This window comes from Sulfurimonas sp. (genome assembly GCF_026196735.1).
GTDB lineage: Bacteria > Campylobacterota > Campylobacteria > Campylobacterales > Sulfurimonadaceae > Sulfurimonas.
Genome location: NZ_JAPHUF010000012.1, coordinates 203,496 through 220,132, shown reverse-complemented (window position 1 = coordinate 220,132; position 16,637 = coordinate 203,496). Strand labels below are relative to the sequence as shown.

15 protein-coding genes are annotated in these 16,637 nt (G+C 34.7%); 4 read left to right on the top strand and 11 right to left on the bottom strand.

What is annotated here, in order from left to right; all coding sequences use genetic code 11:
* Positions 1–4 precede the first annotated feature (4 nt).
* Positions 5–733, bottom strand: coding sequence for an outer membrane lipoprotein-sorting protein (locus OQK60_RS07345; protein ID WP_297685584.1), 729 nt, complete (start codon positions 731–733; stop codon positions 5–7).
* A gap of 127 nt (positions 734–860) precedes the next feature.
* Between OQK60_RS07345 and OQK60_RS07340 the strand changes: the two genes are divergently transcribed.
* The 4 genes from OQK60_RS07340 to OQK60_RS07325 all read left to right on the top strand — a co-directional run bounded on the left by OQK60_RS07340 (position 861) and on the right by OQK60_RS07325 (position 3,870).
* Positions 861–1,493, top strand: a complete 633-nt coding sequence (locus OQK60_RS07340) for a response regulator transcription factor (protein WP_297685581.1) — start codon at positions 861–863, stop codon at positions 1,491–1,493.
* Complete coding sequence (locus OQK60_RS07335) at positions 1,486–2,541, top strand: HAMP domain-containing sensor histidine kinase (protein ID WP_297685579.1); 1,056 nt, start codon at positions 1,486–1,488, stop codon at positions 2,539–2,541. Before OQK60_RS07340 ends, OQK60_RS07335 begins: the two co-directional genes overlap by 8 nt.
* Before the next feature lie 66 nt (positions 2,542–2,607).
* Positions 2,608–3,006, top strand: coding sequence for a hypothetical protein (locus tag OQK60_RS07330; protein ID WP_297685577.1), 399 nt, complete (start codon positions 2,608–2,610; stop codon positions 3,004–3,006).
* Positions 3,007–3,063: 57 nt separating this feature from the next.
* Positions 3,064–3,870, top strand: coding sequence for a DUF3187 domain-containing protein (locus OQK60_RS07325; RefSeq protein ID WP_297685575.1), 807 nt, complete (start codon positions 3,064–3,066; stop codon positions 3,868–3,870).
* Here the strand turns inward: OQK60_RS07325 and OQK60_RS07320 are convergent.
* The 10 genes from OQK60_RS07320 to OQK60_RS07275 all read right to left on the bottom strand — a co-directional run bounded on the left by OQK60_RS07320 (position 3,867) and on the right by OQK60_RS07275 (position 16,611).
* Positions 3,867–5,867 carry a penicillin-binding protein 1A gene (locus tag OQK60_RS07320; protein WP_297685573.1) on the bottom strand — a complete coding sequence of 667 codons (2,001 nt, stop codon included), beginning with the start codon at positions 5,865–5,867 and terminating at the stop codon, positions 3,867–3,869. The two genes, OQK60_RS07325 and OQK60_RS07320, sit on opposite strands and share 4 nt — an antisense overlap.
* On the bottom strand, positions 5,864–6,553 hold the full coding sequence (locus tag OQK60_RS07315; RefSeq protein ID WP_297685571.1) for an ATP-binding cassette domain-containing protein: 690 nt from the start codon (positions 6,551–6,553) through the stop codon (positions 5,864–5,866). Before OQK60_RS07315 ends, OQK60_RS07320 begins: the two co-directional genes overlap by 4 nt.
* Positions 6,550–7,644, bottom strand: a complete 1,095-nt coding sequence (locus OQK60_RS07310) for an aminotransferase class I/II-fold pyridoxal phosphate-dependent enzyme (RefSeq protein WP_297685569.1) — start codon at positions 7,642–7,644, stop codon at positions 6,550–6,552. The genes OQK60_RS07315 and OQK60_RS07310 overlap by 4 nt, the downstream gene beginning before the upstream one ends.
* 4 nt (positions 7,645–7,648) lie before the next feature.
* Entirely contained in the window at positions 7,649–9,358 is a 1,710-nt protein-coding gene (locus tag OQK60_RS07305; RefSeq protein WP_297685567.1) for a diguanylate cyclase, read from the bottom strand.
* A 150-nt stretch (positions 9,359–9,508) separates the two neighbouring features.
* Positions 9,509–10,054: a septum formation inhibitor Maf gene (maf, locus tag OQK60_RS07300; protein ID WP_297685565.1), complete on the bottom strand. Its 546-nt coding sequence runs from the start codon at positions 10,052–10,054 to the stop codon at positions 9,509–9,511.
* Complete coding sequence (locus tag OQK60_RS07295; RefSeq protein ID WP_297685563.1) at positions 10,054–10,536, bottom strand: hypothetical protein; 483 nt, start codon at positions 10,534–10,536, stop codon at positions 10,054–10,056. Before OQK60_RS07295 ends, maf begins: the two co-directional genes overlap by 1 nt.
* Entirely contained in the window at positions 10,536–13,085 is a 2,550-nt protein-coding gene (alaS, locus tag OQK60_RS07290) for an alanine--tRNA ligase (RefSeq protein ID WP_297685561.1), read from the bottom strand. Before alaS ends, OQK60_RS07295 begins: the two co-directional genes overlap by 1 nt.
* Positions 13,086–13,154: 69 nt before the next feature.
* Positions 13,155–14,165: a cytochrome c3 family protein gene (locus OQK60_RS07285; RefSeq protein ID WP_297685559.1), complete on the bottom strand. Its 1,011-nt coding sequence runs from the start codon at positions 14,163–14,165 to the stop codon at positions 13,155–13,157.
* Complete coding sequence (locus OQK60_RS07280) at positions 14,162–15,097, bottom strand: cytochrome c3 family protein (protein ID WP_297685557.1); 936 nt, start codon at positions 15,095–15,097, stop codon at positions 14,162–14,164. The genes OQK60_RS07285 and OQK60_RS07280 overlap by 4 nt, the downstream gene beginning before the upstream one ends.
* Entirely contained in the window at positions 15,094–16,611 is a 1,518-nt protein-coding gene (locus OQK60_RS07275; protein WP_297685555.1) for a cytochrome c3 family protein, read from the bottom strand. Before OQK60_RS07275 ends, OQK60_RS07280 begins: the two co-directional genes overlap by 4 nt.
* Between the last annotated feature and the right edge of the window lie 26 nt (positions 16,612–16,637).

Sequence of the window (16,637 nt, the reverse complement as noted above, 5' to 3'; positions counted from 1 at the left end):
CCATTTATCTTGAGAATCTCTTTAGTGCGCTTTTTTGAAAGTACATGTCAGAGATATCTTTGTCATACTCAACCTCTTCTAAAATTATCTCGGTGTATCTGTTTTCTTTATCGCTTGACTGCACTCTCCAATAAGTAGGGAGATAATATTTGCCAAATTTTTTAACCTTGTCATATATAAAATATCTTACCTCTTTACCCTCTTCATCGTAAAATATATCTTTGTTGGATGTGTAAGTTGTCGTATCTATATTGGTTATGATTTTTCCCCAGACAACAGCAGCATTTTCTTTTGGGATTAACTCTATTGTTACCACGGTGCCCTCTCGTTTTATAATTTTAGGGTTGTAGTCTTCAACAATGGAGCTTTGCTTGACCATGTCGTCATTTGTGATGTCGCTTCCCATCCATTTTTGAAGCATCATAGACGGCGGGATTTTTATGATTCTCTCGATTTTTGGCACATACTGCCACATCTGGTTGTCAAGGCTTAAAAAAGTTATACCCTTGTCTCTTGGAGGGTAGGTTATTTTTACAAAACTTTTTTTAGTTCCTTGTGAATAGCTTTGTATCTTCATGATTCGCTCATGGGAGAGTGAAGCTACTTTCATGCTTATCTGCATGTAGATGTTTTTACCCCGCATATTATCATCTAGTTTTTTGATGATTTCTTGAGCTTCCCCTGCAATTAATAGAGTTGTCATCATAAACATAAGTACTATTATTCTCTTCATATGACATCTCCTTTTACACTTAAACTTATTCTACTATCTATTGTCTTTATTAAAAATTATGTTGTTGTTGAACCCTAAGATAAATACTCGCTAACACTTTACTAACACTTTTACAATATAATTGTGTATGAGCAAAAGAATACTACTTTTAGAAGACGATAATCTCTTAGGTCAGACGCTAGTTGAACTTTTGGAACTTAATGGTTACAGCGTAAAACTTGTTACAAGCGGTACTAAAGCGCTCGATGAAAGCTATGATGATATTTTTGACCTTTATATTTTTGATATTAATGTGCCCGACATTGATGGGCTTGAACTTCTCAAATCTCTTAGAGATGCTGATGATAAAACTCCCACTATATTTATAAGCGCAATGGTTGATTTAGAGTCTATATCAAATGCTTTTAAAATAGGGGCGGATGACTACATTAAAAAACCGTTTTTCCCCGAAGAACTTCTCATAAGAGTAAATGCAAAACTCTCGCGTAAAGCTTCTAAAATTATATATAATAATTTAGAATACGACCCTAGTACCAAAACCCTGAAAAAAGATGGTCATACAATAGCACTTGGAGAGGTGCAAGAGCAGCTATTTAGCCTTTTCATCCACAATATTGGGCAAGTTGTTAGTGCTGATGTACTGTTGGATTGTTTAGAAAAACCATCTCCTGCCGCACTTAGAGTTGCTATTACAAAACTAAAGCAGACAACAGGCTTAAATATAAAGAACCTTCGTTCTATAGGATATATTATTGAGTAGAGTAGAATTAGAGTCATTTTTCAAAAGTTTTACACTCTTTTTTAGCTCTTTGGGTATTTTGATTGCAACACTCTTTTATCTCAATTATACAAAAGAGATTCAAACTCTTGATGAAAAACTCTTTTCTCAGATGCGAGTTTGCAGTTTTAGCTTGAGCTGTGACCAGTTTAAAGTAGATTTTGTTACACCAAGAGGTCAAAAACTATATACCCTATATAAAGACATGAACGGCTTGAGCAGCTACTACCCTATCCCAAATTCACAAAAATATATAATGTCTCTCACTTTTAGTCAAAAGAGTTATAACCAAGAACTTCAAAAACTCCAACAAAGTGCACTTTTTGATTTTTTGGCAGTTTTAGTGATAGTTATAATACTCTCTGTTATCTTCTCTATCTATGCACTTTACCCTCTTAGAAATGCTCTGCTTCTAACGCAAGAGTTTATTAAAGATATCCTTCATGATTTTAATACTCCGCTATCATCACTTAGACTAAACACTTCTATGCTCAAAAAAGAGATGGGGGAATCCAAAAAGATGCAAAGGATTGAGCAGAGCGTTGAAAATATACTAAACTTGCAACAGCACCTCCGCTCATACTTACATAATCACACCTTGGAAAATGAAAAATTTGACTTAAAAAGTATTGTAGAAACTCAAATAAACATGCTAGAAAAAAACTATCCTGATATCAAGTTCAAAATCTTTTTAAAAAGCAAATATCTCTTCACAAACAAAGATGCTCTAAGTCGTATAATAAGCAACCTTTTGACAAATGCCGCCAAATACAACAAGTCTCACGGCTTTGTTGAGATAAGCTATAATTCTAAGACTGATACTCTGTATGTTATCGACATAGGCAAAGGAATAAAAAACCCAAAACGAATATTTAATAGGTTTTATAAAGAACAAGAAAGAGGAATAGGTATAGGTCTGCATATTGTTAAAAAATTATGTGATGAGTTGGGTATTATTATAAATGTTAAGAGTGAGCTAAACAAAGGATCTGAGTTCTCCTTAGATTTATCCAAACTAACACTTAAGTAATACTTCACTTATTTAACACTTACATTGATATGCGATACTTACACCATCAAAACACAAGGAGTTAAGATGAAAACTTTAAAATTAAGTGCAACTTTAATGTTGCTTGGAGCTTTAACACTCGGTATATCTGCTACTATTGATGAGCAAATAGAAGCTATTCAATCGGCTACCGGTCAAGAAAGAGTAGATCTTATGAATGAATTCAAGACAACTCTGTCAACTATGAGTGCTCAGGAGAGATCTGATGCTATTGATCAACTGCGCTCTACAATTTCTACTGATGCAAAACAAACCAGAACAAGAGCTCAAATCAGAGAAAGAAGTCGTATAAACCAAATGAATGAGACTCAACAAAGACAAGAGAATCAAAGAATGAACCAAAATCAAGTTGGATCACAATACATACAACAAAATCCCGGTGCCGGCTCTAATCCAGGCGGTTCAGGTAAATTTATGAACAAATAACAAGTTTTTAAAACTATTAATTATGTACCATCATCTAGATGGTACAAAAGGATATAAATGAACAAAAAATTACTGATACTTTTAACAATTACATCACTAAATCTTTTAGCCTACAGTGATTATGACATGGATGGCGTAGATGATAAAATAGATCAATGCCCAAATACACTCTTTAGCGAACTAGTAGGCCCAAATGGGTGTACTATAAAAACTTTAGAGCTAAAAGGTGAACAGCACTTTGACATAATATACGGCGTTAATCTTTCTCAAGCAAATTATACAACTACCAAAAAAACAGACACCATAACACAAAGTTTACAAGTAGATTATTATGACAAAGACTTCTCTGTTCAAGTAAGCACATCTTACTACACTTCCGATGATGACAGTGGGACAAACGACTCATATGTTGGTGCGTATTACAGACTATTTCCTATGGATAAATTAACTTTGAGATTAGGTGCCGGAATCATCCTACCGACTTATAAATCAGAGTTAGATAATAATAATCTTGATCTGACATCATCTATAAACGCAAGCTACATGTTAGAAAATTCAAATATCTTTGCAGGATATAGTTACACATTGGTAAATGATGATGATGTCGCAGGGATTGCTTCATACCAAAACACAAGCTCATTCAGCATGGGTATTGGATTTTATCCGGAAAAAGATTTTTATGTAAGCGGCTCATACAACAGCAGCGAGAGCATATACCAAGGTACAGATGATATCGACACACTCTCTTTGTACGGTTTTTATAATATAAATATAAGTTGGTTTACAAGCTTTAGTTACGAATATGGCTTAAGTGACAGCGCAAGCGATAACTCCGTTACACTTCGTTTAGGGTATTACTTTTAAAATAATAACTCCTCTTCCACCTCTACTTTTGTCTTAGACCGAGGTGGTTTTGATATTTCACTAAAGTACTCTTTTTTACCATTCATATCTACTTCAATAATCCCCTCAGGTGCTTCAAACTTTCTCTGAATTTGAGGATAAAGCTTTAGTACATTTTGATAGTACATTGAAAAAGCCGGACCGGCAATCTTACCACCCGTCTCTTTTTTGTGCATTGGTGTATTATCATCATTTCCAAACCAAACAACTGTCTCAATTGTCGGCGAGTAACCTGCAAACCATCCATCAACATTATTATTGGTCGTTCCTGTTTTTCCTGCAAGTTCTATCCCTCTTGCTCTGGCTCTTCTTCCTGTTCCTCTTTTAACAACATCTCTTAATATTGTTGTCATTATGTACGCCTGAGTCGCTTCTGTAATAAAACGGCTTTTTTCTTGCTTTTCATATATTGTATTTAAATTTTTATCTATATACCTAATCAAATGAGGTTCAACCTGAATACCTGAATTTGCGAAGGAAGTATAATATTTTGCTAACTGCAAAGGCGACAATGAAATAGTTCCAAGTGAGATAGATAGGTCAGGTGGAAGATTTTCTATACCAAATTTTTTAAACTCATTTAGCAAGTCTCTAAGACCGATGTCATTTACAAGATTGATTGTTGCAAGATTTCTTGAATGCACAAGAGCTTCTCTTAAACTTATGAGACCTTTATAATTCTTCTCATAATTTCTTGGCTGCCACTTAAGCTCTTCTCCATTTTTTTCATATGTATATGTTCTTGCCATATCAACAAGCTCGGTTGCTCCTGAGTAACCAAGGTCAACTGCAACTTGATAGATAAATGGCTTAAATGCAGAACCGGGCTGACGGCGGCCCTGAGTAGCACGGTTATATGGTGAAGTCTTGTAATCTACACTACCGACTAAGGCTAAAATATCTCCGCTTTTTGAGTCAAGTGACACAAGTGCCCCGTTTAAAAGACTTGTATTAACATCTGGAGCGACTTCGTAGTTTGGATTTTTTTCTAACTTTCGCTGATCAGAAAGTCTGTACCCTTCTATCCTCTCTAGTGACATGTCATAAGCTTTTTTAAGTGACTCGCGTGCAGCTTCTTGAAGTCGCATATCTATTGTTGTGTATATCTCATAACCACCTGTTTTTATATCATCTATTCCCAAGTCCGATGTTCGCCTTGTCACTTCATCAACTATAAACGGAGCTAAATTTTGTGTTAATGTATCGTCGTAAACTTGCGGAGCTTCAACTAATGACTCATTGTAAGTCTCCTCATCAATCCAACCAAGAACATACATTCTTTGAATTACTCTGTTTGCCCTGCCCATAGATATTTCATAATTTTTTGTAGGCGCATAAGTGCTCGGTGCTTTTGGAAGTCCAACAAGTATTGCCATCTCTTTAAGTGTCAACTCATTTAAATTTTTATGAAAATATCCATCAGCCGCTGTTTTTATACCATAATATCCATGACCAAAATATATCTCGTTTAAGTAACGCTCCAGTATCTGCTCTTTACTCAAAACCTTTTCTAATTTTATAGAATAAATAACCTCTTTTATTTTTCTTGAGAGCTTTTTCTCTCTAGTTAAGAGCTTGTTTTTTACTAGCTGTTGTGTAATAGTACTCGCACCCTCAACCATTTTTCTAGCTTTGACATCTTTTATTATTGCACGAAAAATTGCATCAACATTTATACCTGGATGTTCAAAAAAAGTTGTGTCTTCTATGGCAACAAGGGCTTCTATTACTCTAGGAGGTATCTCTTCAAACGAAGCATAGTATCTATGTTTAGTATCAAAAAGATTTGCTATTTTATCGCCATTTTTATCATATATTCTAGTTGTAATCGCTGGTTTATAATCTACTAAAGATGAGATATCATAATCTTCTACTGTGAGAAAATATCCCAATACTAAAAAGGGTGTTAAAAACCCGAGTAACACAAGTGAAAAAAATATTTTTTTAACAATTCTCATGTTCTAAAATTCCTGTTTGCAAAATTTGCATCTATTAAAGTTTTTGTATATTGTTTATGCGGGTTGCTCATAACTTCATGCATATTTCCACTCTCAACGACTTTTCCGTTTTTTATAACACAGATATCTTCACACAAACTCTTAGCAGAGAACATATCGTGAGTAACAAACAGCATCTTAAAGCCAAACTCGCTCTGCAGAGATTTTAAAAGTTCTAAAATCATAGTTGTTGTTTTAGGGTCAAGTGCCGTTGTCGGCTCATCTAGCAAAATCAGCTTTGGCTGAGACTCCAATGCCATAGCAATTACAACGCGTTGAAGCTGCCCGCCTGAAAGCTCAGGAGGAAACCTCTCTAAAAGCCCGACATCTAATCCAACCTGTACAAACAAAGCTTCAATCTTCTCTTGTGGGATGAAAAACTGCTTTTTAATTTTTGTAAGTGGCGAGAGTGCCGTAAAGGGATTTTGAGGTACAAAAGCCAATGTTTTCCCAGCCTTTAATTCAAAATCGCTTTTAGACTCTAACTCACACTCCATACTCTCTGGCAACATGCCCAAAAGAGCTTTGAGGGTTAAACTTTTTCCACTGCCACTCTGACCCACAAGTGCCAATGAAGATAATATCTCAAATTCTATATCTACTAATATTGTCTCTTGGAGGGTTATTTTTAGTTTAGATATTTTCATTTATTTATTTTAGCCAAATTTATACACAGCGCTCTTAACTCATCACAAGAAGTTCCCAATCTTGCTATTAGTCGTATAATCGCTCTATCAACCGTAGGCTGTCTGATACCGCCGACAGAGTAACCCTGTTTTTTTAACTCATCCCGAATCTCTATCACTTTTTTATTGTCATCTATTAAAATCGGCACAATTAAAGCATCTATTTTTATCCCAAGTTCTTCAAAAACTATTGTTTGTCTTTTTTTAATTTCACTTTTTACAGTATCTGCATTTTCTAACATGTAGATAAGTGCATTGTGTGCTAAAAGAGTATCATAAAGAGATAAAGAAGTAGCGTAGATAATCGGCTTTGCACGATTAATCAAGTACTCCACAATGTGCGAAGATGCCAATATGAAAGCTCCAAAACTTCCATAAGCTTTCCCCAGTGTTCCCATTTTAATATGGTTAGGCTTGATTGTTATATTGTAATAATCATAAACCCCCATAAGTTTATCTCCTATTACTCCGCTGCTATGCGCCTCATCTACAATAAGAAGTGCATCGTGGGTATCACATATATCAAATACATCTCTATGGAGTAAGTCACCATCCATTGAGTATACTCCCTCAACTGCAACTATTTTTCTTTTTGCATTAGATTTTTCTAAAAGCTTTCTCAGCTCATCCATATCATTATGAGCAAAAAACTCTACATGCATATTGTTCAGATTTGATGCAAGCACACCGGAAGCGTGGTACTTCTCATCCATAAAAAGAGTATCCCCTCTTCGAACAAGTGATTCTATAAGAGCTATATTGGCATTAAATCCGCTGCCTAAAATAACTCCGTCTTCAAAGCCGTTTGCATCACATAAAGCTCTCTCAAAGTCCTTATGTATCTGATGATAACCATTTACCAAGAGTGAAGCCTTTGAACTGTGAAGCGGAAGTTTTGAGAGAGTTTGACATGTAGAGTTATGAAGTTCTTTGTCGTGAGCCAGACCAAGGTAGTCATTTGACGCAAAATCCAAGGTGGTGTTATCATAAACCTCTCTTGTTCTATATCTTGCAGACTTTTTTAGTGCCTTTAGCTCATTTTCATAGTACAAACGATTATCCTGTGACTACTATATTTCTTCCACTATCTTTTGCTTTATATAGTGCCTGATCGGCTCTTTTAAATATAGCCTCGGAATCTTCACCCTTTATATACTCAACAACACCAAAACTCATTGTGATTGGTATTATTTTTTTACTTTCTTGTATTTTTACTCTTAATTTTTCTGCTATTGATTTGGCATCATCTTTTGTTGCATGAGGAAGTATGATGATAAACTCCTCACCACCGATTCTACAAAATATATCATTCGTTCTAAGCATGGATGCGACCAATTTAGTATACTCTTTGAGTACTTCATCCCCAACATTATGTCCATACTTGTCATTAACCTTCTTAAAATGATCAACATCAAATATTATTAAAGACAATGGATTTACATAGCGTTTTGCTCTGAGTGTTTCTTCTTCTATTTTTTGTTGAAAGTATCTACGGTTTCCGATACCTGTTAAAGAGTCTGTGATACTTAAATGTTCCAATTCATTTTTATATTTCTCTTGCTCACTGATATTTGACATAATAATAGCTATGTGATTACTTTCTTGTGAAACTATAGAGGCACTCACAGAAAAATAATACTCTTTATCGCCTATTTTGAGTTTTACTTTATGATGTTGTTCACTGTTTTGCACTACAGCTTTAACCCACTCTATACCGTCTATATTTTTTTGCAGGTAACCATCTTCATCGATAAAAAAATCACAGATATAATTATGTTCTTTCTTGAACTCCTCAAGTGAACTATACATACTGAAGTATTTGAAAAAAGTTCTATTTACTTGCTTCATTCCATTTTTGTCATGTACTATAATCATATTTTTTGATGTGTCAATAATGTCTTTATAATAATCTTTATCTCTTGTGTAGATATAAAACATAACAGCGATAATAATTATTGCTATACTCATTAAAATAATTATTCCTATAGTAAACCATTTATATACATAAAAATCCAAATCCACACTTGAAATATTACTTATCTTCTTAAACATAATCAAATAAGCGATTGGGGCATTTTTGATATCAAGTAACTCATGTGAAGTTATAATATAACCATTTTCTATTTTATAATCATCATTAAAGTAATTTTCAATGCCATTATCTTCTAAATACTTCATCAGCTCTTTAGGTGCGTCAAAGTTGGCAACATAATAATCATCAATAAAAAGTTTTGTAAATGGATTTGTCAACTGTTTTTTATACTCTTTTTTTGCCACTACGACTATAGAGTCTGTTTTAGATTTTTTTAGATTTTTTGATATGGAGTTGAAATGTGAAATCACTTCTATAATGCCTATAAATTTCTCATTTTTAAATACTGGGACAATAGCTTTTATGGAGAGATTAAACTTTCCAACACTTATGGAACAAGTGATTTTCTTCGACTTAATAGCCTCAAGCAGATCTTCTCTTATATCCAATAAATTATCACCTTTTTTATCGCTCCAGCTTCTATAAAGCGATGTTGCGTCTTTGTCTAATACTTGTATCCATACATTTTTGTATAGCGTACTTTCGCTCAAATTTTTAACAAGTTCTTCATAATATTTACTTGGTATCTTTTTATTTTCAATATTTTCAATTAATTTTTTATCATTTGCAATACTCAACGCAATTGCAACTGTTGCTTTTTGCTTTTGTAAGATCAGGTTTTCAGCTTTTTGGTGCATCGACATAGCTTCTTTTGCCTGTATTGATGTCTCCAATTGAATTCTTTTTGATTTTAAAACATCCACATATTTCCAAGCAACAAAGACTAGGAACATAGAAATTGAGAATATCAATAAAAATAATCTATAATGCTTAAAAATGACATGACCTTTTTTTGTAATATTTTATCACTAAATTTGTTTAACTTATATAAATCTCTTTAAAACTTCAGTATTTAAGCCCATCGCTGTAGACTCAAAACCTCTAACTTCTTTGATATAAGGCTTGCAAAAACCCTCAACCATGCATGCTCCGGCTTTTCCTCGCCACTCACCGCTAGATAGATAATCTTCTAAATCATCCATATCAAAATCACTAAAAATATAATCCGTTGAAGATATATCAATAAGTTTCATTTTACAACTTTGGTAAATCATACATGTAATTATGCTGGTGATACTTCCGCTTTGAGTCATTAATATATTTCTAGCATCGTCAATACACTTTGCTTTACGAAGGATTTGACCTTGAGATGTTACAACCGTATCTGCAACTAAAAGCGGATAATCGCTGAATCCAAAAGCTTTTAGATTTGTTTCATATTTTCCGAGTGTTGCTTGATATACAAAGTTTTTTGCGGATGTTGCTATTATGCTGTCTTCATCAAAATCTTTTGCTTCTTGAATGAACTCTATGCCCGTGCCCAAAAGAAGCTGAGCACGAGTTTGTGAAGAAGAAGCAAGTCGTATCATTAGATAGAACTAGATACTAAAGTTCCCAAGAAGATTGCACATATGCCAAGTATAATATTTATAGGAACCATATATTTACCAATGATTTCTATCTGCTCTTTAGCCCTAAAAGTATCGCCGCTGTTTAAAAACTTTACACCTTTATTTCTTCTGCTAATCATAACCATAAGACTTATAAACATAACAACCCATATGCCTTCTTTAGCATGAGCTATTGAATTAAAATCAGTGTTTTTTATGTCATAACCTATCAGCATAAAAACGGCTGTAATAATTAAGATAATCACAAATGGAAAAACTATAGTAAATAATCTCTTTAGGGCATGTGCTATATGTTCTAATCTTTTTTGCGGAGACTCAATTGTCATAAATGACTGATGAGCAGCAAAACGCATCGCTATCATACCACCAACCCACACTACCGCACTAATAACATGTAAAAAAACTATAATTGTTTTATTTTCTAAAAATATTTCTTGCACTAAGATAAAACCTCTGTTATAAATTTTAATGCTTCTTCTTTAGCCTCTGCCAATTTAGAAACATCTTTTCCGCCCGCTTGAGCGAAATCTGGACGGCCACCACCGCCGCCTCCAAGTATTGGAGCAATTTTCTTGATCCAGTCACCTGCTTTTGCCTCAGCATTTTTAACGCCGGCTGCGATTAGAATTTTATCGCCCTTAACTTGAAATAACATTGCGCAAAGTTTTTCATTTTTATTTTTAAGCTCATCTATAGCTTCTTTGATATCACCGCTTGTCAGTTCTTCAACTACAACTGAAACACCGTTGATTTCATTAGTAGTTATCTCTACTTTTGCAGAGTTTTGAGCTTCTACAAGTTCATCTTTTAACTCTTTAATATTTGATTTCATTCTGTTGATACCTGCTAAGATATCCAAGTTTTTAACCTCTGTTTGAGCCTCTTTTATAAGTCTTCTCTGCTCAGTGAAGTGCTTATACGCTGCATTTCCGCAAACTGCTTCTATACGGCGAACACCGGCACTTACACCACTCTCTTTTGTGATTATAAATGAGCCGATTTGCGCAGAGTTACTTACATGTACTCCGCCACAAAACTCTACAGAAGCATCTGCAAAACTAACAACTCTAACCTCATCTCCGTACTTCTCGCCAAACTGAGCTTTTGCACCGGACTCTTTAGCATCTTCAATACCCATAACTTCTGTTTTAGTATCTATTGCTCTGAGCACATCATTGTTTACTCTTGTCTCTATTTCGGCTAATTCAGCCTCTGTAAGTGCTTTTGGATGAGAAAAATCAAATCTTAGTTTATCCGTATCAACCAATGAACCCGCCTGAGAGATATGGTCTCCTAAAACATCATAAAGAACAGCATGTAAAAGGTGAGTTGCCGAGTGGTGTTTGATGATCTCATTTCTGGAAATATCAACTATTGAATCGACAACATCTCCAACTTTAATCTCACCACTTACAGAGATTTGTGAAAGATTAAGATCAAAAAACTTTCTTGTATCTTCTACTTTTGCATACCCTTTTAACTCGCCTATATCTCCTGTCTGTCCACCGGATTCAGCATAAAAAGGAGTAATATCTAAAAGTACCCAGCCTTTTGAGTTTTCCTTTAAGACATCTACATGTTTAAAGTTCTCATCAAGAAGTGCTAGCACTTCCCCTGAGTGCTCTAAAAATTCATAACCGACAAAAGTGTTCTCCCCAAATTTTTCTAAAAGTTCTTTAAAGTCTCCATGAACTGCGTCATCTCCACTGCCTTTCCAAGCAGCTTTAGCGCGAGTTCTCTGCTCTGTCATCAACTCTTCAAATTTAGCAGAGTCAAGCTTAAGATTTTTCTCTTTTAACATATCTTCTGTTAAGTCTAATGGAAAACCAAAGGTGTCATAAAGTTTAAATGCTACTTCGCCGCTAAAAGTCTCTTTAGTATTTTTTAGCTCTTCATTAAACAGCTCAATTCCAGACTCAATAGTCTTAAAAAATCTAGCCTCTTCAAGTTCTATCTGCTCTTTAACTGCTGCAGATTTAACAGCCAGATAATCATATTCACCGCCCATAATAGCTATAACATCATAAACTAGTTTATGCATAAACGGTTCTCTAAAACCAAGTAGGTAACCATGTCTTACTGCGCGTCTAAGTATACGGCGAAGAACATATCCGCGCCCTTCGTTTGAGAAGTTAATACCTTGAGCTAAAAGAAAAAGTGCCGTTCTGATGTGGTCTGCGATTACACGGTAAGAAGCTCCGCTAGCATACTCATACTCTTTGCCTATTAATTTTTCTACACTTAGAATAATCGGCATAAAAAGAGATGAGTCATAATTACTTGTTTTTCCCTCTTTTATTGCTACAACTCTCTCAAGTCCCATACCTGTATCTATTGAAGGTTTTGGAAGCGGTGTCATCTCTCCCTTTGCATTTTTTTCATACTGCATAAAAACAAGGTTCCAAATCTCTAAAAATCTATCACCTTCACCGCCCATTTTATCTTCGGGACCATTGAAGTTCTCTTCGCCTTGGTCATAAAATATCTCACTACAAGGACCGCATGCTCCTGTATCACCCATAGACCAGAAGTTGTCTGCATCACCAAATCTCATGATTCTATCTTTAGAGACATGTTTTTGCCACAACTCTTCAGCCTCATCATCACTCTCATGAACAGTAACCCAAAGTTTATCAACTGGAAGTTTAATAACCTCAGTGATGAACTCCCAAGCATAAGCTATAGCTTCTTCTTTGAAGTAATCTCCAAAGCTGAAATTACCAAGCATCTCAAAAAATGTATGATGTCTCGCAGTATGTCCGACATTTTCCAAATCATTGTGTTTTCCACCGGCTCTGATACATGTCTGACACGAAGTGGCACGCGGGTTTGCAGGAGTAGGTATCTCTCCTGTAAAAATTGATTTAAAAGGTACCATGCCTGCATTGTTAAAAAGCAGTGTTGCATCATCAGGAACAAGAGGGGCACTTGCTATTCTCTCGTGGTTTTTTGACTCAAAAAATTTTAAAAATTCTTCTCTAATATCCATAATTGCTTCTCGCATAAAAAATTACGCGATTATATCTAAAAATGATGATAAAACTGTTTAAATCAGTTCTTACTTTTTATGGCAACGAGAACATATTCCCATTACCGATTCACTTTGTAGAAGAAATGAAGCATTTGATGCGTGAGGATTGTGACAACTTATACAAGATAAATCTTTACCGGGTCTTGAGGGATCCTTAACATTATGAGTAGGATGTGCCTTTCTTCCAAATGTTTTTACAATATGCATACCCTCTATTTTGTCTTTATGACAACCTGTACATAAGTTCCAAGAATCTTTTCTCAGATAAAATTCATTTTCCTCGGAGTGCGAATTATGACATTTGTTACATCGCCCAGCTTCAGTTGGTTCGTGGGTAAAGCGTTTATCGCCCCACTTTTCTTCGTTTTTTTCATGACATGAAAAACACAGAGGCCCGATAGGATCAGGGACTGTATATTTTGACTTATTTCTATCAGCTTCATTAAATGTTCCAACTTTACCGTTATGGCAAGAAGTACAAAGCCAGTTAACCGATGGAGCATGAGCATGCTTCTTTGATGCAACTTGATTGTGACACTGATAACAGTTAGATTTTGTAACATCTTTAAATGCCACACCTTTAACCTCGTTGACACTCATATCATGACACGAAGCACAAACTTTTTCATTTGTTTCATTATGAAAATACTCACGCTTGTATTGCTGTGGTGGATACCTGTACTCTTTATGAACTTTAGATTCTAAAAAAACTTTTCGTTTTTGTTCTGATACGAGAGTGTTGCTCTTGTATCCCGCTACATCTATTATATTCTCTCCCAAATGCAAATTTATGGTTTTACAATAGTGAGTTTTATTTGGGTTTACTTGAATATTAAATGTTGCATTCGCATCTGTAGTGATTGTTATCAAGTCGACTGTGGACTTGTCAGCTTCAATTACAAATGAGACAATATTCTCTTGACTTATTTGAGTTGGAGATGGAGCGACAATCTTTAAGAGTTGTGCTTGCTGAGCAAAAAGCGATAGTGAAAACAGCATTATAAACACCATATAGCTTAACAACATACTGCGTCTCACTTTTTCTCCTTTTTTTCTGATGCATTTTTTACAAAAAATGGCTTATTTGATGCATGCGGTGTGTGACAACTTGTACACAACTTAGTGTCATTATATCCACATTTTGAGTTTTTACTCTCTCTTGCTTGAATATGTTTATCCGCATGGCATCCCACACATATCTCATTAACAGGTTTACGCAAAAACATACTATAAGGAGAGGCATGTGAGTTATGGCATTTACTACAGTTACCGGCATCTAGAGGTTCATGTTTGTATTTGGCACTGCTCCACAGCTTTTTATTATCTTTATGGCACTCAAAACATGATTCATTAACAACCTTTGGCGTAGTATACTTGGTCTTATCTTTATTGTTTGTTTTATGACAAGATGTACATAACCAATTAACCGCAGGTGCATGAGCAAATTTCCCTTTTGTAACATTTTTATGGCATTGGTAACAATTTGATTTCGTAACATCTTTAAATGCTACACCTTTAACCTCATTAACACTCATATCATGACATGTAGCGCATAGTTTTTCATTGGCATCATTATGAAAGTAGCTCTGTTTGTACTTTATGGGAGGGTATTTAAACTGATGATAAAGTTCTGATGAGACATAAATATGTCTTCTTTTTTCTTCAACCAATGCTTTATTTTTATATGTACGGACTATAACAGTATTTTCACCTAATTTTAATGAAATGTTTTTACACTGTAGTGCTTTGGAACTGTTAATATCCATAATTATTTGCTCTACGGGCGTAATTATTTTAATATAATCTGCACTCTGCTTTTTAATACTGACAACAACATTCATTGTCAATTCAGTTTGCAGTTTATTATCTTCAGGAGAGATAATTTCGATGAATTTGCCTTGTGCAAACAGGTTAGCAAAGCTCATACACAGGAGTATAAATACCCCTACAAACGAGCTTACTTGCTTCACTGGCCAATTCCTACCGGATTGACGCGGTCATATCCAAACTTTTTATGACAAGCTGGAGCACATGATCCACCCTCTGTTGTCTCTATATATCGTAGTGGAAATCTTACACCGTTAAAATCTGTATAATCACGAATCAGATTATTGTACTTGGACGCATGTTCATCATGACACGCTTTACAAGATCTGCCTTTTCTATCATTTACATGTAGATAATGCAGATTAACTTCGCCATCTCTAAAGCCGGTAATATTATGCTCTGATGAATTAGTAATAAACTGCTTAGTAATTTTCTTTTCTGTATGACACTCAAAACAGAAAAAGTCTTTATTCTCTAAATCAGCATAGAAATTTTTAGTAAATGATTTCTTCAAAATACTAAAGTTATCTGAACCGTGAGGAGCATGACATGCAGAACAGCCACCCTCTTTTTTGAAATCTTTGATTGGTTTATGCCAGTTTGGATTTTCTTCTAAATGCTTTTTCATATTCATAAGCATTCCGCCATCTTCATCAGATTTGACTTCTTTATCATGACAATTTAAACATGTAGCTACCGGGTCAATTTTAAGCAGTTTTTTATATTTAGTAGCATGAGGATCATGACACTCTAAACATCGTTTTTTACTCGTATTAACACCGCCGTGTTTAAACTTAGAATGAGTAACAGCCTCTTTTTCATCATCATGACAGTCTAAACATAGATCCATTTTAGCATCAAAATTCAGAAGTGATTTATGATCCGCCGTATGCGCATCATGACACTCTAAACAACTCTTTTCAACTATAGGTTTATGCTTAACACCCAAACTCATATCTACAAACTGTTTTTTGGCTTTTGCTTTAAATGTGCTTTTTTGATCATGGCACTTCATACATAGATTATTTACAGAATCAGATTTTAAAAGACTTTTAGTATTTGCCTGATGCGGATCGTGACAATCCATACATTTACCGTCTTTTACAGGCTTGTGATCAAATTTTTTCGTATATCTTGTTTTGTGACACGAATAACATATATCTGTAATATTCTTTTTAACAAGTTCGCCGGGTTTGTTATTTTTAGAAGTATGACATATTTGACATGCTCCCATTTTAAATGGCTCATGTAAAAATTGTTTAAGCGGTTTGAATTTATCAGGCAGATCTTCAAGCTTTACTATTTTTGCTTTTACTGCTCGTGTTCTATCGTGTGTAGGAATTTCTTCTTCTCTGATTTCATCAGCTTGAATTTCTGATGGGGCTTTTGAACCAACAACTTTAGCCTCTTTTTTCTTATCAATCAGGCTTTTAAATTCTTTGGCCATTTTAGTGATGTTGATATCTTTTAGCTCATCATCACTAATCTCAAAAAACTCTTCTTCATAGGCATGTTTCGCGTTTTGAAGAGCATGAGTTATATTACCCATAACGACAACAAACCGACCGAGCTTTTGCGAAACATCATATGAAATAAATAAATATACACTTATTAATACAAAGAATATTGCTATTATTTTCCCAATATGTTGCTTCACTAACGCACTCCTATAATTTAAATGTT